This is a genomic window from Bacillus sp. NMCN1, from assembly GCF_002998085.1.
Lineage (GTDB): Bacteria > Bacillota > Bacilli > Bacillales > Bacillaceae > Bacillus.
The window spans coordinates 93,201-117,525 of sequence record NZ_PVQL01000004.1 but is presented as its reverse complement, the minus strand read 5'-3'; the positions used below and the strand labels follow the sequence as shown (position 1 = coordinate 117,525).

Annotated in this window: 21 protein-coding genes; 13 read left to right on the top strand and 8 right to left on the bottom strand. The window is 42.0% G+C overall.

Features of this window, described 5'->3' with window-relative positions; translation table 11 throughout:
* Window positions 1-16 precede the first annotated feature (16 nt).
* Complete coding sequence (locus tag C6W21_RS17160; RefSeq protein ID WP_106051763.1) at window positions 17-775, bottom strand: DUF817 domain-containing protein; 759 nt, start codon at window positions 773-775, stop codon at window positions 17-19.
* A gap of 196 nt (window positions 776-971) precedes the next feature.
* Here C6W21_RS17160 and C6W21_RS17155 point away from each other — a divergent pair, with 196 nt between their 5' ends.
* Window positions 972-1,475, top strand: a complete 504-nt coding sequence (locus tag C6W21_RS17155; RefSeq protein WP_106051761.1) for a DoxX family protein — start codon at window positions 972-974, stop codon at window positions 1,473-1,475.
* 46 nt (window positions 1,476-1,521) lie between these two features.
* On the opposite strand, the gene C6W21_RS17150 is transcribed toward C6W21_RS17155, so the two are convergent.
* Together C6W21_RS17150 and ltaS are read right to left on the bottom strand one after the other, a co-directional pair.
* Window positions 1,522-2,109 (bottom strand): YjgB family protein, encoded by a 588-nt coding sequence (locus C6W21_RS17150; protein ID WP_106051759.1) that lies wholly within the window; start codon window positions 2,107-2,109, stop codon window positions 1,522-1,524.
* A gap of 99 nt (window positions 2,110-2,208) precedes the next feature.
* Window positions 2,209-4,188 (bottom strand): lipoteichoic acid synthase, encoded by a 1,980-nt coding sequence (gene ltaS / locus C6W21_RS17145; protein ID WP_106051756.1) that lies wholly within the window; start codon window positions 4,186-4,188, stop codon window positions 2,209-2,211.
* 578 nt (window positions 4,189-4,766) lie between these two features.
* Here ltaS and C6W21_RS17135 point away from each other — a divergent pair.
* The 7 genes from C6W21_RS17135 (at window position 4,767) to C6W21_RS17105 (ending at window position 13,220) form a co-directional block, all read left to right on the top strand.
* The gene (locus C6W21_RS17135; protein ID WP_106051750.1) at window positions 4,767-6,425 is read left to right on the top strand and encodes a pyridoxal phosphate-dependent decarboxylase family protein; all 1,659 of its coding nucleotides are present in this window, start codon (window positions 4,767-4,769) and stop codon (window positions 6,423-6,425) included.
* Between the two features lie 31 nt (window positions 6,426-6,456).
* Window positions 6,457-8,181 carry a methyl-accepting chemotaxis protein gene (locus C6W21_RS17130; protein ID WP_106051747.1) on the top strand — a complete coding sequence of 575 codons (1,725 nt, stop codon included), beginning with the start codon at window positions 6,457-6,459 and terminating at the stop codon, window positions 8,179-8,181.
* A 79-nt stretch (window positions 8,182-8,260) separates the two neighbouring features.
* A complete protein-coding gene (locus C6W21_RS17125; RefSeq protein WP_106051743.1) occupies window positions 8,261-8,647 on the top strand; it encodes a DnaJ family domain-containing protein in 387 nt (128 codons plus the stop codon).
* Between the two features lie 164 nt (window positions 8,648-8,811).
* Window positions 8,812-10,248 carry a PTS system trehalose-specific EIIBC component gene (treP, locus tag C6W21_RS17120; RefSeq protein WP_106051740.1) on the top strand — a complete coding sequence of 479 codons (1,437 nt, stop codon included), beginning with the start codon at window positions 8,812-8,814 and terminating at the stop codon, window positions 10,246-10,248.
* A 15-nt stretch (window positions 10,249-10,263) separates the two neighbouring features.
* A complete protein-coding gene (gene treC / locus C6W21_RS17115; protein WP_106051736.1) occupies window positions 10,264-11,964 on the top strand; it encodes an alpha,alpha-phosphotrehalase in 1,701 nt (566 codons plus the stop codon).
* A 19-nt stretch (window positions 11,965-11,983) separates the two neighbouring features.
* Entirely contained in the window at window positions 11,984-12,712 is a 729-nt protein-coding gene (gene treR, locus C6W21_RS17110) for a trehalose operon repressor (protein ID WP_106051733.1), read from the top strand.
* A gap of 73 nt (window positions 12,713-12,785) precedes the next feature.
* Window positions 12,786-13,220 (top strand): terpene synthase, encoded by a 435-nt coding sequence (locus C6W21_RS17105; RefSeq protein WP_106051729.1) that lies wholly within the window; start codon window positions 12,786-12,788, stop codon window positions 13,218-13,220.
* A gap of 49 nt (window positions 13,221-13,269) precedes the next feature.
* On the opposite strand, the gene C6W21_RS17100 is transcribed toward C6W21_RS17105, so the two are convergent.
* Window positions 13,270-17,559, bottom strand: coding sequence for a multifunctional 2',3'-cyclic-nucleotide 2'-phosphodiesterase/3'-nucleotidase/5'-nucleotidase (locus C6W21_RS17100; protein ID WP_106056778.1), 4,290 nt, complete (start codon window positions 17,557-17,559; stop codon window positions 13,270-13,272).
* A gap of 254 nt (window positions 17,560-17,813) precedes the next feature.
* Between C6W21_RS17100 and C6W21_RS17095 the strand changes: the two genes are divergently transcribed.
* Complete coding sequence (locus tag C6W21_RS17095) at window positions 17,814-18,332, top strand: type 1 glutamine amidotransferase domain-containing protein (RefSeq protein ID WP_106056776.1); 519 nt, start codon at window positions 17,814-17,816, stop codon at window positions 18,330-18,332.
* Window positions 18,333-18,446: 114 nt separating this feature from the next.
* Here the strand turns inward: C6W21_RS17095 and C6W21_RS17090 are convergent, their stop codons facing one another.
* Both C6W21_RS17090 and C6W21_RS17085 read right to left on the bottom strand, forming a co-directional pair.
* On the bottom strand, window positions 18,447-18,662 hold the full coding sequence (locus tag C6W21_RS17090) for a DUF1128 domain-containing protein (protein WP_003214000.1): 216 nt from the start codon (window positions 18,660-18,662) through the stop codon (window positions 18,447-18,449).
* A 77-nt stretch (window positions 18,663-18,739) separates the two neighbouring features.
* Complete coding sequence (locus C6W21_RS17085) at window positions 18,740-20,095, bottom strand: alanine/glycine:cation symporter family protein (RefSeq protein WP_106051714.1); 1,356 nt, start codon at window positions 20,093-20,095, stop codon at window positions 18,740-18,742.
* A gap of 174 nt (window positions 20,096-20,269) precedes the next feature.
* Here C6W21_RS17085 and C6W21_RS17075 point away from each other — a divergent pair, with 174 nt between their 5' ends.
* Genes C6W21_RS17075 through C6W21_RS17065 form a run of 3 tightly spaced genes read left to right on the top strand, consistent with a single transcriptional unit; the run spans window position 20,270 to window position 21,930 of the window.
* Window positions 20,270-20,740 carry a low molecular weight protein-tyrosine-phosphatase gene (locus tag C6W21_RS17075; RefSeq protein WP_106051706.1) on the top strand — a complete coding sequence of 157 codons (471 nt, stop codon included), beginning with the start codon at window positions 20,270-20,272 and terminating at the stop codon, window positions 20,738-20,740.
* A gap of 20 nt (window positions 20,741-20,760) precedes the next feature.
* Complete coding sequence (locus C6W21_RS17070; RefSeq protein ID WP_106051703.1) at window positions 20,761-21,093, top strand: hypothetical protein; 333 nt, start codon at window positions 20,761-20,763, stop codon at window positions 21,091-21,093.
* A gap of 18 nt (window positions 21,094-21,111) precedes the next feature.
* Complete coding sequence (locus tag C6W21_RS17065; RefSeq protein ID WP_106051700.1) at window positions 21,112-21,930, top strand: YihY/virulence factor BrkB family protein; 819 nt, start codon at window positions 21,112-21,114, stop codon at window positions 21,928-21,930.
* A 213-nt stretch (window positions 21,931-22,143) separates the two neighbouring features.
* Here C6W21_RS17065 and C6W21_RS17060 read toward each other — a convergent pair whose 3' ends face one another.
* Both C6W21_RS17060 and C6W21_RS17055 read right to left on the bottom strand, forming a co-directional pair.
* Entirely contained in the window at window positions 22,144-22,644 is a 501-nt protein-coding gene (locus C6W21_RS17060; protein ID WP_106051696.1) for a GNAT family N-acetyltransferase, read from the bottom strand.
* 16 nt (window positions 22,645-22,660) lie between these two features.
* Window positions 22,661-23,824: an MFS transporter gene (locus C6W21_RS17055; RefSeq protein WP_106051692.1), complete on the bottom strand. Its 1,164-nt coding sequence runs from the start codon at window positions 23,822-23,824 to the stop codon at window positions 22,661-22,663.
* Between the two features lie 75 nt (window positions 23,825-23,899).
* On the opposite strand from C6W21_RS17055, the gene C6W21_RS17050 reads away from it, so the two are divergent.
* On the top strand, window positions 23,900-24,277 hold the full coding sequence (locus C6W21_RS17050) for an OsmC family protein (protein WP_106056774.1): 378 nt from the start codon (window positions 23,900-23,902) through the stop codon (window positions 24,275-24,277).
* The last annotated feature ends 48 nt before the right edge of the window (window positions 24,278-24,325 follow it).

Genomic DNA, 24,325 nt, shown 5'->3' with positions numbered 1-24,325 from the left:
AAAGCGTTCAGCCAGTTCAAATGGGCTGAACGTTTTTTTGTTTGCGCTGTTCGATCACCAGCACAATACTGATCACAACAAGTAAAAACCAAGAACTGATTTTCCCAAGATGTACAAGTGACCAAGCGTGCTGTTGATTTGGATATTGCCATGCCCCTAAAAAGGTGGTGACATTTTCGGCAATCCAAATGAAGAAACCAATCAGCAGAAATGAGACGACAAGCGGCATTCGAAAGGTAGAAGAGCCAACCTGAAACGAGACGGACGTTTTTCGAAACACGACAACAAGCAGCAATGTCAGCCACCACCTGAGATCATAGAGCCAATGATGCGTAAAGAAATTGAGATAAATGCACAAACTGATCCCGATTGAAAGAAACGGATGAGGCCATGAAGCCATCTGCACGCGAAGCCGGGACAGTGCCTGATAAATATAGCTTGCCACACTCGCATACATAAACCCGCTATAGAGCGGAACCCCAAAGACCTTCGTATAAGCTTCTTCAGGATAGGACCAAGAACCCATATGTACTTTATACATTTCTAAGCCAATTCCAATGAGGTGAAATAGACAAATCACTTTCAGTTCATTCAATGTCTCCAGCCGAAGCGTCAGCATGAGGATCTGCGCCATAAGGCAAAGCAGTAGAATGAAATCATACCGGTGAAGAAAAGGAATCGTCACCATCTTTGATAGGGCAAGCGCCGCAAAGATCATAACGGGGAATAGACACGACATCGCTTGTAAGTAAGCAAAATGGAATAATGTTTTCATACGAAGTTAAACCCCTTCTTATTGTCTGAAATGACTTAGACGGTTTTAGCAAGGGAAAAGTTTACCTTCAACTAGATATTCATGAACAATTTGTGAATATATATGTGAAAAAGATCACAAACCAAATTTAACATAGTACAATAAGATCATAAATAAAATGTGAAATATTTCACATAAATTAAAAGGGGGCATCATCATGTTTACAAAATTCTTACAAACGAATGTATGGGCAGCGGTTATCCTTTTGGCAGCAAGACTTTATATCGGATGGACTTGGCTGACATCTGGTATAGGAAAATTAACAGGCGGATTCGATGCATCAGGATATTTGCAATTTGCGATAGCTGAACCTGTTGTCAAAGATGGTCATCTTGTGTATCCGTTCTATGTATGGTTTTTAGAAAATGTCGCTTTGCCGAATGCTGGACTATTCAGTGCCATGGTCATGTGGGGAGAAATCTTAGTAGGTTTAGGATTAATCGTTGGTTTGTTCACAACAACCGCAGCCTTTTTCGGAAGCGTGATGAATGTCTCTTTCTTACTAGCTGGTACCGTCTCTGTCAATCCGCTTCTCTTGCTCATTGCCATCGTCATCATGGTAGCGAAAGGGAATGCAGGCAAATTTGGACTTGATTATGTCGCAGGTCCAGTCTTGAAACGAACAATGAAAAGAAAGCCGCATTTAGAAGTGGCTTCATAATAAAGAAAAAGCATCCTTGAGCAGAAGCACAGGATGCTTTTTTTATTTAGGAATCTGCTTTCACCAAGTTAATATGCAGGACGGTGAGCTCCTGCTGATTTATATCTGGGTCATGGCCGACGATGAATTCAAGCTCATAATCCCCAGTTCGATACACGTATTTTTTCTCTTTTGTCTGAGGGATGGTGCTGACTGAATCCGCTGGTCCAAGTTGTTTCTGTAATAGGGAAGGGGTCATCCCGCCGATATTCGTTTCTTTTTCTACATTTGTACCAAAATAACGGATTTCGTCAATTTTGCCTTTTGCATCATAATGAAAAGCAAATCCCGGATTCCCCATTTCAGCATGATACAAATCAAAGCTGCTTTGACCTGTTTCTGGATATGGATTTCCTAGTTTATGATGGACATCCTTCTTTGTTTGAACACCAATTTTAAGTCCTTTTGCATAGTACGGCATTTGTCCTTTATGTGCCAGCTCATAAAGGTTGTTTAATGCGGTTTTCGGACCTTGAGGAACGGATTGTTCTACTGCTGTTTTGGTCATGGCGTGTGCTGAAACTGCAGGACTGAATCCAATTAGGGCGGATGTAGCGAGTGAAGCAGTCATGACAAAAGCGGTTGTTTTTTTCATCATAAATCCCTCCTTCTTCTTTCTATACCCGGTGCAATACCGGTCAAACGTGAAAAGAACCAGCTGATCAGGGATCGGCTGGTTCTTAAAATGAGAAAGTTATTTTGATGAAGAGCTGGATTCATCTTTGGCGGAAGAGGAATCTTTTTCATCCTGTACTTTCTTTGTATAGTCATATTGATTGCGATCAATCGGTGTAAAGCCTTTAGGCTTGTAGAAACGGAGTAAATCTTCGGTGACAATCTTATCAGATGTCTCAAGCATCTTTTTCACCGTTTCATTTTCTTGTGATGCCTTATCAGTCGGCTCGATTTTCTCGCCTGTTTTGTTGCTGTAATAGTTATTGCCTACTTTTGTGTAATCCTTAGAGACGAAGTCACCATTTCTAAATGGCACTAGCTCTTTGAAGTTCTTCGATAAGATATCAGAACCAGACATTAAATAGTTCTTCGTATCATCGCCAAGCAGGTGCAGAAGGGTTGGTGCGACATCGACTTCACCAGAGTATTTATGAATCTGTCCGCCTTTTACGCCTGGTACATGAATAAAGAGCGGCACACGCATGAGCTGCGCATTTTCATAATCTCCAATTTTTTGTCCTGTCACTTTTTCCATCGCTTCATTATGGTTTTCAGAAATGCCGTAATGGTCTCCGTACATAATGACGACTGTATTGTCATAGAGACCAGACTTTTTCAGGTCGTTGAAGAACTGTTCAATGGCTTCATCTAAATAATGAGCCGATTGGAAATAGTTATCGACGACAGAGTCTCCGAAGTCACCAGGCTCGAAATCGGTATCCCCTTCATCCATTCCAAATGGGAAATGGTTCGATAACGTAATGAATTTCGAATAAAACGGCTGCTTCAAGTTTTCGAGCATTGGCATAGATTCTTTGAAGAATGGTTTGTCTTTCAGCCCATAGTTCTTCGTATCTTGCTCGTTCATATCGTAGTACTCAGAATCGTAAAATCTGTCATATCCAAACGACTTAAACATTTCATTACGGTTCCAGAAGGTTTTCGTATTGCCGTGGAATTCTGCTGACGTGTATTGATCCTTCTTCAGAATGCCAGGAATGGCTTGATACGTGTTTTGTGCTTTGTTAATAAAAACAGAGCCCTGTGATAATGGGAATAGCCCAGTATCCATCATAAATTCAGCATCAGACGTCTTTCCTTGTCCTGTTTGATGGAAGAAGTTATCAAAGTAAAACGTTTTGTTGTCGTGAGCCAATGAATTAAGGAATGGCGTCACTTCTTTTCCGTTTACTTTATAATCAATGACAAAGTTTTGCAGAGATTCGAGAGAAATGGTAATCACGTTCATGCCTTTCGCTTTCCCGTAATAAGCCGGGTTAGGATCAGCGCTGTTCGCTTTTAAATAGTTCTCTACATCTGTCACGTCATTTGAATTTGCCAGAGCACGCTGGCTGTTTGATTTCACATTTTGAATGGCATCAAACACAGTAAAGTTATACGCACCTAAATATTTCACTAAATAATTGCGGTCAAACGATCTTGATAAAAGCTCTGGACGATCAATCTCTGCAGCGACTAAGTTCACCACAAAGATCACAACAGAGGACACAAGGACGAGTCTAAACGATTTTGACTTTTGAACAGGTACAGTAGCTGTACTTGCTTGCTGCTTTTTCATGCGGACTGCGAGTACGATCAAAATGATTGTATCCATAAAGTAAAACATATCAGTCCAACGCATGAGTGAAAATGCACTATCACCTAATTGTCCGCCATTCGTTCCTGCCTGCATCACGGTAGGCAGCGTGATAAAGTCATTGAAGAATCGATAGTACACGATGTTTGCGTATAGTAAAAATGACATGAAAAAATGAATCACAATGATAGCGGCAGGCTGCCATTTTTTCTTGAACAATAAAGCAAAGCCAAGAAAGAACAAGCTGGAGCTAATAGGATTCACGAAAAGCAAAATATGCTGAAGCACATTTGATATACCAAGTTTAAATTCAATTAAATACGCTGAATACGTTTTGAGCCACAGTAAGATGGCTGCAATAACAAAGAAGCCGAGGCCTCGTTTTTGAATAAATGTTTTCATAAAAACACTCCTTTTCTCCGATACACGGAAGAGGCGGAACGAAAGAAAACGAACCATTAGAATATACCATGAAATGCTCAAATAGAAAAGTGTTAACCGAAGAAGAGCGTCAGCAGCCTGTCCGAGTAATAAAAGGGAAGAAAACGAAAATATTCGCTCTTCGAAAAACTTTTTATGAAATTCATCCTATTATTAACAGAAAATTCCGCCATTTTTCAGTTGCTATATCAATAAAACAGGTAAAAAGGCACGAGTCTAAAGAATTAATTTGGTTTCTACAATGATGATTTAGAGAGTATTTCCAGTGTTTCTTAATGTTTATGCAGATTAAGTAAAAAAAATGAGGAAAAGAATGGAGAAAGAACATGGATGAAATTTCCTGATATGAGATATATCGATATAATTTTTTGTTTCATCAAAATAATGGTTTCGATGTGTTTTGTAAGGGTTTTATTTATTTTGATGAATGAACAAATTATCTAAATATACTTAAGTGAACATTTCGAGACTATAAACTTTTGAATTGGGGTCGATATAGACTTTGACAGGAAATCTTCCATTGAAAGGATTGATAGTATATGACTGTACGAGCAAACAACCTCGTTCAGAACTGGTTTCCGAGTGAGGACGGAAATGCAGCAGAGCGTAAAGAACTCATCAAATTGATGGAGCAGATTGTTTCAGGGGTCGATCACCTGAAAGATCCGAACCGTGCACACCTAAAGGGTGAAAAGAATCGTGGGGAGGATTTTTACCAAAAGCTCACTGAAACAAGTCAAATTCCGGTGAACGGCCAACAAGCGGAACTTGTGAATGAAGAATTACTGAAGCTTTTACATAACCATCCATACCACACAAAGTATTTCTTCACGAACATTTTGCCAATGGCAAGTACACCAGGAATTCTAGGCATGCTGACGGCCATGCTGGTAAATGGAAACAACCTATGGGATGTTTATGGACCAGCAGGAGCGGAAGCTGAGGTCAGAGTGGTCTCAATGATGTCTAAGCTCATCGGATATGATCCAAGTGTGAGCGGGGGATATACAACATGGGGAGGTCAAGGAGCCATTTTCTCAGGACTGCGTTTAGCGATTGCAAAAGCTGCGCCGGAGTCACTGCGAAAAGGTGTTCCGCAAAACCTTTATGCGTTTTGTTCTGATGCGGCACATTACAGCTTATTTAAGTCAATGGAAGCAACAGGACTTGGCACAGACAACTTGATCAGAATTAAAACGAATAAAGATCATTCGATGGATATGGAAGATTTGCGTTGTCAAATGGAACGTGTTGCACAAAATGGCGGAATTCCCGTTTATATTGTCGCAACAACCGGAACAACAGATGCCATTGCAATTGATGATGTAAAAGGGGTACGGGAAACAGCAGAAACCATTGCTGAGGAGTATGGTCTAAAGGTGCCGCATATTCATGCGGATTCAGCGCTCGGCGGATTCTTTGCTTTCTTTAATGAGTATGATCTAGCTGAAAACCCGCTGCAATTCTCAGACGGTGTTCTTCGTATGCTAAAGGAAATCAAAGCGAAATTCCAGCATCTTTCTCTTGCTGACACGATGTGCTTTGACTTTCAAAAGCTCGGCCAAACACCTTACACATCTAGTTTATTCTTAGTGAAAAACGCTGCTGATTTAAAGCGTTTAGACCTGGAAGAACAAGAGACACCATATGTTGGTCATAGAGGCTACGGCGAATACCATACGGGTTATACACTGGAATGCTCAAGAATGGGAAGCTCGATCAGTATGCTGAGTGTGCTGTTAACGTTTGGAATTGAAGGCTACCAGCGCTTGCTCGGTCAATTCCTAGAAGTGAACCTTGCCTTCAGAGAAGCACTCAGTCAAGAAATTCCGCAAGCAGAAGTCGTGAATGATGACAATGTCGGTATGGCTACATTATTTAGAATTTACCTAGACGGCTCACCTCGCTTTCAAGAAGAGATTTCAGGCGAAGCGACTGCAATGGAAATTGAGCGGAACAATGAATTGAACAAAATGCTGTTTGAAAAGCTTGGGGAGAAAAGGGACGAAATGTTCTTTGGCGATACAACGAAGTTTTTACTTGTAAATGCAAGAGAAGGACAAGAATTCTATCTAAGTGTTAGTAAGTTTTTTGTCATCTCACCTTATACATTACCAGAGCATATCCCACATATCGTATCTTATTTAAAAGATGTGATCGCATCTGTTTGTGGACAATTTGAACATGTACATGCTTAAATCAAATCTGAGAGTGGAGATGTAGGAAAAAATGGCGAAACAAAGGAAATTTGGAGGATACACGATATCCTCTAAAATCATGTCAGTCGTTGTCGTAACATTACTCGCAACCGTTGCATTATTCGTTCTAACATTTTATCTAGTCAGCCAGGATTTATCATCCCAGTTATTAAAGCAATTTGATTATCGATTAACAACAGATATTGATACTACAAAGAAAGAAATCGATCAGATGGATGGAAACGTTCTTGGCATTAGCGGGAAGGATGATCCCCTTTATGTGGAGGTCAAAAAGAAATTCACGGAGCTTCAAGAAGATCATACGCTTGAGAACTTATACGTGCTATCTAATAAAGGCGGCAAAGAAAGAATTATTATATTAACTGGGGAAGAAAATGATTTTGATCAAGATTATGCCTTTTCAGATGAGATGAAACAAGCGCTCTCTGAAGATAAAATGGTCAAAAGTGATATTTACAAAGACTCATTTGGCACACATAAATCAGTCTTTTTACCAATCAAAGATTCAGGCGGTGAACTGACGGGAATTTTAGGAATTGACTTAGATGCATCTGTTGTGCCTGAAACAACGAAAAAGCTGACGATTTATATCACAGTTGCATCTGCTATTGTGCTCATCGGCGGATTACTCTTCTCATTCTTCATGGGAAGACGAATTGCGAAACCAGCACGTTCGTTAATGGAATCAGCGAACAGAATTGCTGACGGTGATTTAACTGGAATGGTAGAGGTTAAAAGTAAAGATGAGATCGGTCAGCTTGCCGCATCCTTCCAAAAGATGCAGGGGCGGATCAAAGAGCTCATTGCGAAGATCTCAAATTCATCTAGTGAAGTGTCGAAAATGTCTTCACAGCTTCGCACCGTAACGAACGAATCGAGTCAAAGTGCGCAGCAAGTATCAGAAGCTATGACGAATATGAGTGAAGGAATCAATGATTCTGTCGCAAATATTACGGATTGTACGACATCCGTTGCAGAGATCGATACTCAAATCGAAGGCGTCACAAAAGAAGTCGATGAAATGAAATCAGTTTCATCTGACGTACAAGAGCAGTCAGAATCTGGTCAAAAACTAGTGAACCATGTGCTTGATCATCTGAATATGTTACATGACAAGATGACCAACTCAAAGCAGGCAGCAGAAGAATTACAATCCCATTCAACGGAGATTGAAAGTGTCATCTCGATTATTACGGACATTTCAGCGCAAACGAATCTGCTTGCACTGAATGCTTCAATTGAAGCGGCACGTGTTGGAGAAGAAGGAAAAGGATTTGCTGTTGTGGCAGATGAGGTGCGTAAGTTAGCTGAGCAATCAGCAGATGCGGCTAAAACCGTTTCAGACCTCGTCATCGGCACACAGGAAAATAGTCAGCGTGTTCTTGAAAGCGTAGAGGAAAGCAGTAAAGCAGTGGAAGAAGGACGTGAGCAAATGGAAGGCACGTCACAAAACTTCGCTGTGATTTACGACGGCGTGTCTCAGTTTGCAAGAAGAACGAACAATTTGCTTGCTTCTATTAAGCAAGTAGAACGAGCATATCAAACGATTTCTACATCGATTGAACAAATTTCGGTTGTATCGGAAGAACACGCAGCCAGCTCTCAAGAAGTAGCGGCAGCAACAGAACAGCAAAGTGCTGGTATGCAGCAAATTTCAAGTGCGATTGAACAGCTCTCTGATATGTCAGAGGACTTAGCACAGATGGTATCTACCTTTAAAATCGACAATAAGTAACGAGAAAGCTGACTCTTGTGAGAGAGTCAGCTTTTTTGCTATGCTTAAACAAATCGTTGCGGACGAAAGGAGAAACGCCATGGATTTTGCGCAGAGATTATCAGAAGAACGGATCAAAAAAGCGATGGATAACGGGGCTTTTGAAGGATTATCTGGCTTTGGCAAACCTCTGCCTAAAGATGACGCTGCTCATGTACCTGAAGAACTAAGAATGGGCTACCGAATGATGAAAAATGCTGGCTTTGCTGGGGAAGAAACAGCACTGAAAAAAGAACTCATGACCGTTAAAGAGCTACTTCACACCAGTATAGACGGAGAGGAAAGAAAAAAGCTTTCTCTCATATGTGAAGAAAAACAAAAACGCCTGGATGAACTCACATCTAAGCGCCAAACTTTTGCCCGTCCAGCCTCCTCCTTTTATAAAAACAGGGTCTACGAAAAATTAACGGAGCATAAAAAAAGATGATGACACGCTGCCTCTCCTGAGCACATTGAGGGAGCTTTTTTTATGAAAGCGCTACATTTTATTGTTGACTACATGTATATACAAATATAAAATAAGAAACAAACATGTATATACAAGTTTTTTGGTTCTTTTTTCTTATAAAAAACGATCTCGGAGGGGATAGCATGGCTGATTATCAGGCAGCAGCAGATCAGATTGTGAAAGCCATCGGCGGCAAAGAAAATATTGATCAAGCGACACATTGTGTGACAAGGCTGCGCTTTGTGCTGAAGGATGAAGGAAAGGTTGATGAGAAAGCACTTGAACAAATAGAAGAAGTGAAGGGATCATTCTCAGCGAACGGTCAATACCAAGTTGTGATCGGCCAAGGGGTCGTCAATCGGGTATATGCCGAAATGGTGAAACAGACAGGCATTGGGGAAGCCACAAAAGAGGATGTTAAGCGTGCCTCTGATCAAAAATTAAATCCATTGCAGCGTGCTGTGAAAACGCTTGCGGATATCTTTATTCCGATTCTTCCTGCCATCGTCACAGCCGGTTTATTAATGGGGATTAATAATATTTTAACAGCTCCAGATATTTTCTTTGATCAAAAATCGATTGTGGATGTGTATCCGACATGGGCTGATTTAGCGAATATGATCAACTTGATTGCAGGCACTGCCTTCACATTCCTGCCCGCATTAATCGGCTGGTCAGCAGTGAAGCGGTTTGGGGGAAATCCGCTCTTAGGGATGGTCCTTGGGCTGATGCTCGTACACCCAGACTTATTAAATGCGTGGGGTTATGGAGCGGCTGAAAAGTCCGGTGAGATTCCTGTCTGGAATTTGTTTGGACTTGAAGTGCAAAAGGTAGGCTATCAAGGTCAGGTTCTTCCAATACTCGTCGCCTCGTATTTACTAGCGAAGCTCGAATTGTTTATCACAAAACGGACACCTGAAAGCATTCAGCTGTTAGTGGTTGCACCGATTACGTTATTAGTCATTGGCTTTTTATCCTTTATCGTCATTGGACCTATTACATTTGCGATCGGAAACGTTTTAACATCTGGTCTTGTGGCTGTATTCCAGCAGTTCGCAGCACTTGGCGGTCTATTATACGGCGGTTTGTATGCTGCGTTAGTCATTACAGGAATGCACCATACGTTCCTCGCTGTTGATATTCAATTGATTAATTCCAAACTGCACGGCACGTTTCTATGGCCGATGCTCGCACTGTCTAATATCGCACAAGGATCAGCCGCACTTGCGATGATGTTTGTCTTAAAAGATGAAAAGCAAAAGGGGCTCTCACTGACATCAAGTATTTCCGCTTACTTAGGAATTACCGAACCAGCGATGTTCGGCGTTAATCTGCGCTATCGATTCCCATTTATTTTTGCACTCATTAGCTCTGGGTTAGCTGGTATGTTTATCGCCTCTCAAGGGGTGCTGGCAAGCTCAGTTGGTGTTGGAGGCATTCCAGGAATCTTCTCCATTATCCCGAAATATTGGGGCGCATTTGCGATAGGGATGGTTATTGTACTCATCGTCCCATTCATCGGAACCCTTTTGTATGCAAAACTAAAAAAAAAGAAAGATGTTTCACAAGAACTTAACTAGTGGTGGTGAAGGAAATTGAAACAACAAACAAACGAACCGTGGTGGAAAAAAGCGGTGGTCTATCAAATCTATCCGAAGAGCTTTTTAGATACAAAGGGTTCAGGTACAGGCGATATCAATGGTGTGACAAAAAAGCTTGATTATATCAAACAGCTGGGGGCGGATTGTATTTGGCTCACGCCAATGTATGAGTCTCCGCAGCATGACAACGGCTATGATATTAGTGATTATACAAAAATCCATGATATGTACGGTACAATGGCGGATTTTGAACACATGCTGAAGGAAGCCCATGATCGAGGCATACGAGTCATCATGGATTTAGCCGTCAATCATACATCCATTTTCCATGAGTGGTTTCAAGCCTCGCGCGAGTCAAAGGATCACCCTTATCGAAACTATTATATTTGGAAGGAGCCAAAAGCGGATGGCTCCCCGCCGAATGATTGGCAGTCAAAATTTGGCGGTCCAGCCTGGGAGCTAGATGAAGCAACAGGAGAGTATTATCTTCATTTATACGATGTCACCCAGGCGGATCTCAATTGGGAGAAGGATGAGGTGCGCAGGCAAGTATATGACATCATGCACTTTTGGTTTGAAAAGGGAATTGATGGATTCAGGCTGGATGTCATCAACAATATCTCGAAGGATCAACGCTTCTTAGATGACGCCGGACAGTCTGTGCAAGGAGACGGCCGGATGTATTATACGGATGGCCCAAGAATTCATGAGTTTCTGCACGAAATGAACCAAGAGGTTTTTTCGAAATATGACAGCATGACAGTCGGGGAAATGTCTTCAACGAATATCGCAGACTGTATTCGGTATACAAGAACGGATCGGCAGGAGCTGGATATGACGTTTAACTTCCATCATTTAAAGGTCGATTATCCAAATGGAGAAAAATGGGCCCTCGCACCATTTGATTTCCAGGAATTGAAGTCGATTCTGTCTGAATGGCAGACGAAAATGCATGAGGGCGGCGGCTGGAATGCGCTCTTCTGGTGCAATCATGATCAGCCGCGTATCGTCTCAAGATACGGTGATGATGAAACGTATCATAAGCAATCAGCGAAGATGTTGGCGACCACCATTCATCTCATGCAAGGGACTCCGTATATTTACCAAGGTGAAGAAATTGGTATGAAGAATCCTCAGTTTGAGGACATATCGTCTTACCGTGATATCGAATCTCTCAATATGTATGAAGCCATGCTTGAAAAAGGGAAATCAAAGGAAGAAGCCCTCGCCATTTTACAGGTAAAGTCAAGAGATAATGCGAGAACACCGATGCAGTGGACCTCAGAAAAGAATGCAGGTTTCTCAAAAGGGACACCTTGGATTGAGTCAGCCAATAACGGCATTTCAGTGGAAGCTTCATTAAAGGACCAGTCGTCTATTTTCTATCATTATCAAGCCCTTTGCAGGCTGCGTAAAGAACTTGACGTGATCACATATGGAAGCTTCACGTTACTCTTAGCAGATGATCCGAAGGTTTTTGCTTATGTCAGAGAAAGCCATGAGGAGAAGCTCCTTGTGATCAATCATTTTTATGCAGGGGAGGCGGACTTTACGCTTCCTAATGAGCTTGTGCAGGCTGTAGATGAGATGGCGGGGCAAGTGCTGTTATCCAATTATGAGGATGTACCGGCGGATATGAAGGGATTTACGTTGCGTCCATATGAGTCAATCGTTTATCATTTAACCAAACGCTAGAAAATGGGGCGGAGGGAAAATGAAAGAGAATAAGTTTCGAGTGATTTATGATCAGCTCGCAAGACGAATTGAACAAGGTGAATGGCAGGATAAAGGCATTCTGCCATCAGAGCATGAGCTGTCCTTGATGTACGACACGTCCCGTGAGACGGTGAGAAAGGCATTAAATATCCTTGTGCAAAATGGCTATATCCAAAAAATCCGCGGGAAAGGCTCTGTCTTGCTGAATCGTGAGAAAATGCAATTTCCAGTCTCGGGTCTCGTCAGCTTTAAAGAACTTTCCCAAACGCTTGGCCGCAAGACCGTTACGACGGTTCACGAATTTGGTTTAATCAAGCCGGATCAGTATATTCAGTCTCAGCTGAAAATAAGTGGGCAGGAGGATGTCTGGGAAGTCATTCGATCTCGCAATATTAGCGGGGAAGAAGTAATTTTAGACAAGGATTACTTTTTGCAAAAGCATGTGTCAGTCTTGTCGAAGGACATATGTGAAGGATCAATCTACGAGTATATTGAAGGAGAGCTCGGTGTATCAATCAGCTATGCCCAAAAGGAATTTGTGGTCGAGCCATGTACAGAAGAGGATGCCAAGTATCTTGATTTGAACGGATTTGATCATGTCGTCGTCGTGAAGAATTACGTGTTTTTAGAGGATACAAGTTTATTTCAATACACAGAAAGCCGTCACCGATTAGACCGCTTCAGATTCGTCGATTTTGCAAGAAGAGAAAAAGTGGACAGAGCATAGGCTCTGTCCTTTTCAGGTTTTGGGAGAAGCCGAGGGATAGATGACGAATAGTGCACCATTTTCAGGAGGAAAGATGATTAGATTAAATAGACCACTAAAATTAAGAGATTTAGAAATTTTCAGCGTGATGAAAGATCATCAGATTTTATGTTACGTCATCATTGAAGATACGCGAAAACCGTTTACGGAAGAAGACAGAAAGCTAGACCCATTATGTTATATGGATGAAGAAGATATACAAGCGATTTTGAATGTGTTTCATATTTCGATTATCAATGATGAAAAATTAAGCAAAGAGGATTTAACTCTTGTAAAAAATTATTTTGCTGATTTTGTAAACAATACGAACTTGACGAATTTTATTACGAGGGATTATGTTTTAGAGGATTTATATGATGTCGATGATGAAAATGACATCATGTTCTTTAATAGAATGCTTCGTCATATAGGGTCAGATGATGTGAAAGAATTTGACGACCGCAATTGGATCTATTTATCTCAAGATTGATGACTTATTCCATGAAAAGTGGACAGAGCATAGGCTCTGTCCATTTCCTTTAGGATGATACATTTTTTCTTGTACGCTTGCGCTGGTAGTAATAAAGGATACCGCCTGCTGCGAGCATGAGCACGCCAATCAGTACAGCTGTATACATCATCGTGGCTGTATTCGGCAGTGTGCCGCCTGGAAGGCCGGTTCCATCTTGGTTTGGATCTGTACCTGTACCTCCGCCTGGTGCTGTTGTTCCGCCGTCTCCACCAGTTTGATCTGGCGTTGTTCCAGCTGCCCCACTTTGGTTGAGGACGGTGTATTCGCTGAAGTGCTCAGTTTGACCTGATACGACTCCATTGTCGAACGATCCGTTACTTGTTTTGGCGTAACGATTTTTCTTGCGATCCACATAATATACACTAGGTTTTTTCGCCTTTTGAGGCTCGTCTAATGTAAAGGATAGTGTGACAGGGTCTTTAAAGGTAGTAACCTTTTTCTTGTCTTGTTTGATTTGGAAATCATACGTATCTGTTAATGCGTTTTTCACCTTATCCGTCTTTGTCATCCATATCTCTGCACTTTTCTCTGACAAATTGGAGAGCGGCAATGCGAGTCCCACTTTGTCATGATAGATGGTGACGATTGGATCTTGCTCTCTTTTCTTCAGCTCGGCTACTTGCGCTTTTGATAGAGACAATTGAACGTTTTTCGCTTTGCTTGCTTTGTCTAGATAGAGCAATGCTTTGTTTGTATGCTGCACATACGTTTGGAACTTCTTATCATCTTGAATGTCATAAGCGCCTTTTCCTTTCGCACGAGGAAGGAACACTTCTTTCACTCGATGATCGATAACAGGCGAAATTTGACCGTCTGCCTTTTCAATTTGCTCTTTGAAGATTTCATAGTCGACATAGCCTAAGTCTTCGCCGTGAGAGGCTTCTGTAAAGACGCTGTAGCCGTCGCCGCCTGTGCCGACAAATGCGTTTGTGGCTACGCGGTATGTTTTCTCATCATCAATGTCTGTCAGTTGACCTTTTTGGTCTTTCAGTTTCACATCAATCAGTCTGCTTCCAGCTGGTTTACTGAGTGTAAACGTATATTCAATGCCAGCTACATGAGGGAATGCACCTCCGCCTTCCTCAATGCCTGACAGCCCCTGTTCAAGTGCTTTTTTAATTTGACTGCCTTTTAAATCTGCGACATAAAGTGTATTTCCGAAAGGCATCACTGTTAAAATATCACCTAACGTGATATCTCCTTTTTCGATGCTGTCACGAATACCGCCGCCGTTTGTGATGGCAAGGTCAGCACCGGCAGATTCTTGCGCTTTCTGCAGCATGCCGTCGGCAATAAAGTTCCCAAGATTTGTTTCCTTCGCACGGACGTGCTCGCGTTGTCCGTCTAATAGGACATCTGTATGGCCGACTTTTTCTGTTTTTAAATCTTGAATATCTGCTTTGTACCCATCAAGGATCGCTTTTGCATCTGCATCTTCTTTGACAGAGTCATCAATAGAGATCAGGTCAAAAGAAGATTCTTTTGGCTGTACGACTCCTTTTTTGTCAAAGGCCACGTCTACTTTTCCTAAAAATTGTCCATAGTCTTTCACCTGAGCGACAATGGTAGGTTCTTTTTTATTGATGACCTTTAATTTTTCAACAAGGGTGTGCGTGTGACCGCCAATGATTAAATCAATCCCGTCTACTTTTTGAGCGAGCTCAAGATCACGGTTGTAGCCAATGTGTGTTAACGCAATGATTTTATTGATTTTTCCTTCTGTTTGAATGGTGTTGACTGTTTCTTTTGCTTTCTTGTACGCATCTTTAAATTGAATGTTAGGGCCGCTGCTGGATGTAATCGCTGTGTCTTCAGTCGTTAAGCCGAATACGGCAACCTTTTCACCATTAACATCAAGCAGGATGTAAGGGTAAATCCCGGCTTCTTTTTTCTCACCAGCTTTAAATGAGGCTGGTTTTTTCACTAAGTCGATCAATTGTTTTTCCTTCGAAACATCCACGTTTGATGACACAATCGGGAATTGAGGCTTTTCAAATTGATGACGGTTTTTCGGATCGACATCTGATGCATCACCTGTCAGGAATTGACGGAGTACAGAAGGGCCTTTGTCAAATTCATGATTACCAAACGTCATGGCATCGTATTTCATTAAGTTCATCAATTTCAGATCGGCAAGTCCTTGCCATTTTGTGAAGTACAGGTCACCCGAGAAGACATCTCCAGCGTCTAATAAAATATTGTTCTCGCTTTCAGCACGGACTTCCTTGATCTTTGTTGCGCGTCTTGCCGCATCATCAAGGTGTGCATGTGTATCGTTCGTATGCATCACCGTTAAATTCCAGTTGTCTGATGCAGGCGGTTCTGTTGTGCCATCCTCTTTAAAGGCTAGCTTGTACACACCAAGACCGTCTGTGCTTGCGTTACGAACAAAGTCTACGTTGCTTGATTTCTCAGCAAATGGTTTTGCTAAAAGAGAAGATTCAAAAGTTACTGTTGCGCCTTTGATCGGTGCAATGGACCAGTTTTGATCCGCACTTGGGTTGATGGTTTTTTGTTCGATAATATAATCCATCAGCACTTGACGGTTCTCATCTGCTGAGGCAAGCACCACTTTATCTTGCGTCAGATGAGGGAAGCCTCCGCCGCCAGAAGCACGATAGTTATTTGTCACGACTAAAAATTCTTGATTGTCAGAGACTGGTTTCCCGTTGTAAGACAGGTTTTTGATGCGGTTTGCATTGGCGTTGACAAGTGTGCCTGTTGTGCTGTATTTAGCAGGCTGCGTCACATCAACTTGGTATGTGACACCATCAATTACATCAAAGTTATACGAGCGGTATTCCTCGTTTAAAATCGGCTGTTCTTTTGAATCGTTTGGTTTGATCTGATTAAACTGACCGGCAGACATCTCTAACCAGTCTTTCACTTCACTACCTCTCAGTTTCACAATCTGCACAGTGTTATCGTAAAGGTAGAGATCGCCGATGTTCTTAATCGCTAAATCTCCTTTTGCGATATTTGTATAATAATTTACTCCGTTTCGGCCGCCGGCTTTAAACGGGGCACCTGCAGATAAAATCGGTAAATTTTTATACGCTGTGTCTTTCATTTTTTTTTGTGCATACCATTTTTGGGCATCTGTCACAATTTGAATCGAAGGGTCATCCATCACTTGAGCGAAAAAGCTATTAATGTCTGCTTCTGTTTTGCCAACAGGCTTTCTCACGTAATCAAGTGTGTTTTGATGCGTTGTTTGAATGGCATCTTTTACTGTGCTGTTCTGAGATGATACTCCGGCAACAGATTCGATCTTGCCTGTTCCGTCTGTGACCTTCCAGCTGCTGCCGTCAGGCTCTAGTGTTAAATCAATGACACCAAGGTAGCTGCCCCAGTTTTTTGACATGACGACTGGGATGCCGTTGATGGTTCCTTTTGAGACATCGAATTTGTCGACGCCGTTATATTCAGCGCTTGGGAATGTGCCATGCTGGTGGCCGGATACAATGGCATCGATACCTTTTGTTTTCGTCGCAAGGTCAAAGATCATATTTTCTGATCCTTTAGGTGAAGCGGTTTTTTCAATTCCTGTATGAGCAAGAGCGACAATGACATCTGCGCCCTTCGCCTTCATTTCAGGAATGGTTTCATTGGCAGATTCGACGATGTCCTGCACTTGCACTTGTCCATCTAAATGCTTCTTATCCCACGTCATAATTTGTGGTGGAACGAATCCTATGTAACCAACTTTCACATTTTGTGAGGCTCCGTTTGCATCTTTAAAGGTTTTATCTTGGATCACATAAGGTGTAAAACGGTGTTCTCCATTTAGCTTTTTGACGTTTGCATTGACAATCGGGAAGTTGGCGCCCGCAATGGTACCGTCAAGAAAGGATAACCCGTAGTTAAATTCATGATTGCCAAGTGTTCCTGCATCGTATTTTAGTTTGTTGAGTGTATGAATAATGGGGTGAACCTTTGTTTGATTGATGATGCTGTCTTTCTCATGTTTGTAAACGTATTCTCCAAGAGGGGTTCCTTGGATCAGGTCTCCGTTATCAACAAGGAGTGTATTTGGGTTTTGTGAACGGTGCTTGTCAATCAGCTCGGCTGTTTTTGCCAAACCAAATTCATTTGTTTCTTTGTCGCTGTAATAATCATAGTTCATCATGTTCGCATGAACATCGGTTGTGGCTAAAATGCTGACCTTTACGGCATTGCCGTTTTCTGTTTCTGCATAAGTAGGTACTGCTGGGAGAATGAGACTAATCATCATAATGGAAGTGAGCAGAATAGACAGGTTTTTCCTTCGTTTAGACCTATGTGCTTGCTTCTTCACCTGATCTCCGCCTTTCTAATTTTTTTGACCACAATACCTATTGTAGAAATGTTTCGTTAACTTTTGTAGTTATTTTTTGCAGATTATTGTAAAGATAACATAAATCATACGAATTACCTTGTTGAGGGGATGCGAATGGGTCGAATTACTTATCTTTGTCATAAGGGGTTTTCTGATAGGGATAGGATGTTTCATTTCAACATGCCCGGGTATAGTGTGTAGTGTAAACGATAATCAAGCAGGAGGGTTTCTACATGGGTAAGAAAATTGCAGTTGTAGTAACAGATTACTTTGAGGATGTTGAATTCACCGAGCCTGCAAAAGCCTTTAAAGACGCAGGCCATGAAATCACAGTCATTGAAAATGAAAAAGGAAAAACAGTGAAAGGGAAGCAAGGAGAGGCAGAAGTGAAAGTGGATGCGTCCATTGATCACGTGAAGCCTGAAGACTTCGATGCACTTCTCATTCCTGGCGGTTTCTCACCAGATATTCTGCGTGCAGATGATCGTTACGTCCAATTCACTAAAGCATTTATGGATGAGAAAAAACCAGTATTTGCGATCTGTCACGGACCGCAATTGCTTATTACAGCGAAGACGCTGGAAGGAAGAGGCGCAACTGGCTATACATCCATTCAAGTCGATATGGAAAACGCAGGCGCTAAATTTAAAGACGAAGAAGTTGTCGTTTGTCAGGATCAGCTTGTGACAAGCCGTACACCTGATGACATTCCAGCATTTAACCGTGAATCATTAAAACTGCTTGAGAAATAAACCGCAGTTGTAAAAGGATATAAAAAAGCCAGCACCTTTGCGGGGTGCTGGCTTTTTCTGCGCATGATGTAAGGAAGCTGCGTGTAGACCGTAAAGCAGCTTCTTTTTGCACCACTATTTTCTTAAGTTTTTTAGCTCGCTTGCGATGGCTTGCATTTCACTTGGGCTGAATGAAGATTTTTTCATCACCATTTGGTGAAGAAATTCGATATCTTCGTACTTGTCTGGACTGAAGTCCTCGGCTTTGATGACTCCAATATTCAGCATATTTAACTTTTGCGAAATGTCTTCAATCAGCTGATTGACTTCAGCCGCTTTTTGCTCTGACAAGGGCGGCACGTCCTTTCCTGCATATGTGTCGAATAATATGTCTATTTTAACAGAAATGCAAAAGAATAAAAGGGCTATTAAGACGACACAGAGATGTTTTTCTCCTTTTTCTCCTGTTTGATTTTATCAATGATTCGTTTTGATTCAAATACGACAACGCCCGATAAACCGATGAGACCAATTAAGTTTGGAATGGCCATCAGTCCATTGAGCATATCTGCTACGCCCCATACGAAGTCATTCTTAAACACGGCACCAAAAAAGACAGCTATGACAAACACGATGCGATAATACATGACGTACGAATCCTTCGCCAAATATGTAAAGCATTTTTCGCCATAATAGGACCAGCCAATGATGGTGGAATAGGCAAACAAGAGCAGCCCGATTGCCACAATGGTTGAGCCAACTGGACCGAGGAAATGAGCAAAGGATAACGAGGTTAACGCATCACTTTTCACTGTTAAATACATATCTGCCATGACAATGGTAATGCCAGTGATAGAACAAACAATGATTGTATCAATAAACACTTGCGTCATAGAGACGAGGGCTTGACGGGCAGGCATATCCGTTTTCGCAGCCGCCGCCGCAATTGGTGCTGACCCAAGGCCTGCTTCATTGGAAAATACTCCTCGTGCCACACCCCAGCGAATGACAGTCCCTATTGCACCACCGGCCACAGCTTGACCTGTAAAGGCATCTGAGAAAATAAGACTAACTGCGCCTGGAACAAGATCAGCATTCATAATAAGAATGATCAGTCCGCAAATGACGTAAAATAAAGCCATGACCGGTACAAAAATAGATGTGACCCGGCCGATACTTTTAATTCCGCCTAAAATCACAAGTGCCGTAAAAGCCGTAATAATGATACCTGTTACCCATGTTGGAATTTGAAAGGTAGAATTCATGACGCCCGAAATGGAATTAGACTGTACCAGGTTGCCGATCCCAAAGGCAGCACTGGCACCGAAAACAGCAAATAGCACCCCTAGCCATTTCTGCTTTAAGCCATGTTCTAAATAATACATAGGTCCACCAGACATTTCGCCTTTTTCGTTTTTGACCCTGTATTTCACAGCAAGAACAGCTTCTGCAAACTTGGTGGCCATCCCGAAAAATGCAGCAAACCACATCCAGAATACTGCTCCGGGACCACCCGCTATAACAGCCGAGGCCACACCTACGATATTCCCTGTACCGACAGTTGCGGCAAGAGCTGTCATTAACGCTTGGAAATGAGAAATATCTCCTTCTGACATTTTATCTTGTTTTGAAAAAGCGAGCTTTAAAGAATACGGAAGTAATCTAATTTGAATGAAGAGAACGCGAAAGGTGAGGTATATTCCAGTACCAACAATTAAAATCAACAGGGGAGGTCCCCACAAAAAATTGTTCATCGTCGTGACAAACTGCTCAATTATTCCCATCTAATATCCCCCTTTGTTTGTGTAATTCTCCTAAAGTTTCTCCTGTTTTTGTGTATTTTGTCAATGGCGATGAGAGCTTTTCTTGCAAAGTTTCCAAAAGAAAAGGGACTTGATATGATAAAGTCAAGGTTTTCAAAAAGAACTCTTAGGGAAAAGATAGGAGGAGAATGAAGGATGATTCGTGTGTTATTCGTGTGCCTTGGCAATATTTGCAGGTCACCGATGGCAGAGGCCATGTTTAGAAAAAAAGTAGAAGATGAGGGGCTTAGCGAGCACTTTGTGATTGATTCAGCAGGTATTGGCGGCTGGCATCAAGGCAGTCCTCCGCATGAAGGAACGCGAAAACTGCTTGATGAAAAAGGCATCAGCTATGAAGGAATGTCCGCAAGACAAATCATGGATGAGGACATCACAACATACGACTATATCATGGCGATGGATGCTGAAAATGTAGGGGCACTTCGCAGTATAGCCGGCTATGGGAAACATCACTTTATTGGCCGTCTTCTTGATTTTGTAGAAGACGACGATCGAGATGATGTGCCAGATCCTTATTACACTGGGAACTTTGAGGAAGTCCATGAATTAATTGAAACAGGAATTGACCGTTTTTTGACGTATGTAAAGAAAGAGAACCACCTTTAACTGAAAGGAGATTAGACGAGATGGAAGAAAAAAATCAAATCGTGCTCCGAGGAGCTGCCATAGGAGCAGCTTGCGGTGCATTGCTGACTTTATTTCATCGGCCAACGAGAATTGCACTGAGAAACAAATGGAATGACTGCCAGCAAAAGCTGGATGAGTACCGCCAGGAGCCAGGCAGGATATCGGCTTGCATGAAAGAAAAGATGGAAGAAACGAAGCAGCTGATGCGAACAGTCTCAGATGATTTGTCATTTTTAAATGAACAGGTCAATCAGTTAAAGGAAACAACCCCAAGGGTATTAGAAATTATTGAAGAAACAAAGGATCACTTTCAATCGAAACAGAAAGATTGATCATTGGAGATGAGGCGTATGGGTTTTATTAAAGCGTTAATTGAACGCTTTTTGCTGCATGAAGGACCGGCAAAATCTGCTGAGCTTGCGTATTTCTTTTTGCTTTCATTATTTCCGTTTCTCATCTTCGTGCTGACGCTGGTTGGGTATTTGCCGCTGACGTCAAAGGATGTCCTGAGCGTCATTTCTGGTTATGCGCCAGAAGGAGCGCTTTCGATGATTGAATCCATTGCCGAACAGACGCTGAATAATCGTAACGGCGGGTTATTGTCGTTCGGGATTATTGCCGCCCTTTGGTCAGCATCTAACGGCATTAATGCCGTCGTCAGAGCATTTAACCATGCTTACGAAGTTGAGGAGAATCGTTCCTTCATTCTCGTACGTTTAACATCGATCATCTTAACGATAGCGATGGTTTTGACCATTATTTTTGCCTTGATGCTGCCTGTCTTTGGAAAAGAACTTGGTTTATTTGTGGCTAAATTAATCGGGCAGTCAGATGCCTTTCTCACCGTATGGACTGCGATGAGATGGATCATTAGCCCGCTGATTTTATTGATTGTTTTTACATCCTTGTACTATTTTGCTCCAAACATTAGGCTGAAATTGAAATTTGTTCTGCCGGGCGCTATTTTTGCATCGATTGGATGGATTTTGGTCAGCATGCTGTTTTCATTTTACGTAGGCGAGTTTGCCAACTACAGTGCGATGTACGGAAGCATTGGGGGAATCATTATTTTAATGATCTGGTTTTATCTAACCGGCATCATGATTATCCTTGGCGGCGAGCTCAATGCGCTTTTACATAAGCGTAAAATCGTACCAGGCAAGCTATAAAGAAATCCGGGCATCCTAAAGAAGAACGAACAAGTTCAATCTGAATGGATGGGGGAAATCACTTATGTCTAAACAATCGAAAAAAGGCGGAAGCAATACGAAACAAAACAAAGGCCATCAGCCTAAGCACAAAACAAGCGGCAGTGCGAACGGGCAAAATGGATATCATTAAATGAAAAAAACTCCTCTGCATAGCGCAGGGGAGTCTTTATTTCACGATCGTATATATCGCCTAAGGTTAAAAGCGGCATCAGGCTTTGACTGATAGTGAGGATCTAGCTGGAATCCGGCATTTATCGCTACACGTTCACTTCGAACATGACCTACAGGACAAAAAATTTCAAATCCATCGACTTTTGTAGAAAATATTTCTGTCATATATTTCACGATCGTTGTCACAATACCCCGACCTTGCGCGTCTTGACGAATCCAATAACCGATATTGCCTATTTTCTGATCAAACGTCAGGCGGAACACCCCGATAAATCGGTCGTTCAGCTTAATGCCAGCTTCCAACCCTTTTTGTTCATTGTAGATGGTTTGAGTGGCTTGAATAAATGTTTTGACATCCTCTATGCTTTTGCAGTGATGAACCCATGGAAGCCATTCCCCTAAATGAGCCTGATTCTCTTGAATCAGTTTAAATAATGTGTCCGCATCATCTAATTGGAGAGATGCCAAAGTCAATTCATTTGTGACGTCGTATGTAAACAAATATCGCCCCTCCATTTTAATGACTTTCAAGCACTGCCGACGTCCGCCCAAATCGAACGCAGAAAAATACGAATAATATCACGATGCTGACAAGGTAAAGTAAATTCATTCCTTCGAACGTTTGCACAAAGATTCCACCGAGAACAGGACCGAGAATACTCCCTGCACTAAATGCCATCCCGCACATCAAATTTCCAGCAGGAAGCAGATGCTTCGGCAATAAGTCGGTCATATAACTGATGCCAAGTGAGAAGGTAGAGCCTACAGCCATTCCGGCAATAAAGAAACAAATCGCAACAGCCAAAACCGATTGAATGAAAATCCCTGCCAATAGGAAAAAGAAAGACCCAGCGAGTGTCACACATAAAATGATACGGCGCCTCCCAAACCGGTCGCTGAGCATCCCGAGAGGAAGCTGAAAGACAATACTCCCAATAGCAAACGCAGGTAAAATAAACGCAACTGCATCTACTGTTACTCCGCTTCTGAGTGCATATACTGGGAAGTTGCTATTAAGTGTCGTTTCTAAAAAGCCATAGCAAAATGGCATCATAAAGGCGACCCACCCAAATTGAAAGGCTTTCTTAAAGCGCTTCAAACTATTTGTCTGCTCTGACGTCTGCACTTCGCCGGTATCTGGATATGTATTTTTCAAAACAAATACAAGCAGCCAAATACATAAACTAACGGCACCAGAAACAATGAAAGGTAAAGATGGGTTGATTTCAATGAGTGGCGTTAAAAAGGGTCCAGCGGCAAAACCGAGTCCAAAGGATAACCCGTACAATGAAATATTTCGCCCGCGATTTCTCGATGACGAAGCATAGGTCACCCACGTCTGTGTAGAGAAATGCAGCATATGATCACCAATCCCGATCACAAGCCGCAGAAAGAACCAGACGACATAAGATTCAAAAAACACAAAGCTGAACAAGCTTAAAAAGACAGCAGCGCCTCCAATGACAATTAACGGCTTAAACCCGAACCGGCGAAGCGGCGCTTCCATAAAGGGAGATGCAAGCAGCACGCCGAGATATAAGCCTGTGGCATGCAGTCCGTTCAACGTAGGAGAAGTGCCGGCATGTTCAAAAATAATTGAAATGACAGGCAGTAACGCTCCCTGTGAAAAACCAGATACGGATACAAGTAAAATTAAAATCATAAAATGAATTCTCGACATAAGATGCTCCTTACAAGTTCATATTTTCATCGTACAATGGAACCATAGGGGTTTCAATAGAAAGGTGGAAAAGGAATGAAACTGATATACGAATCAGGCCGATGGATCGCGGGTACAGGTGACAGGCAGCTGCCTATCTCAGGGAAAGAAGAAACAGGGTACAGGCCATATCAATTGTTCACCTCAGCTATTGCCGGCTGTTTTGGAGAAATGCTCATTCATGTTTGCCGGAAAAGGCGAATATTCTGTGAAGGGCTGACGATTATACCTGAAACGACAAGAGCAGGCGCTGTAAACAAAATCTCCCGCATTCATTTACATATTTTATTTGAGGGCGTCAGTACATCTGATGAACAAATAGAGAAAGTCATCACACTTGCATTGAAGCATTGCTCTATGGTGCAGTCTGTGAAAGGAAGTATAGAAATCACCTTCTCACACGAGCGAATCTAAATGTATATGAAGCCGGCACTCACGAAAGAATAACAGTCAGACATATGT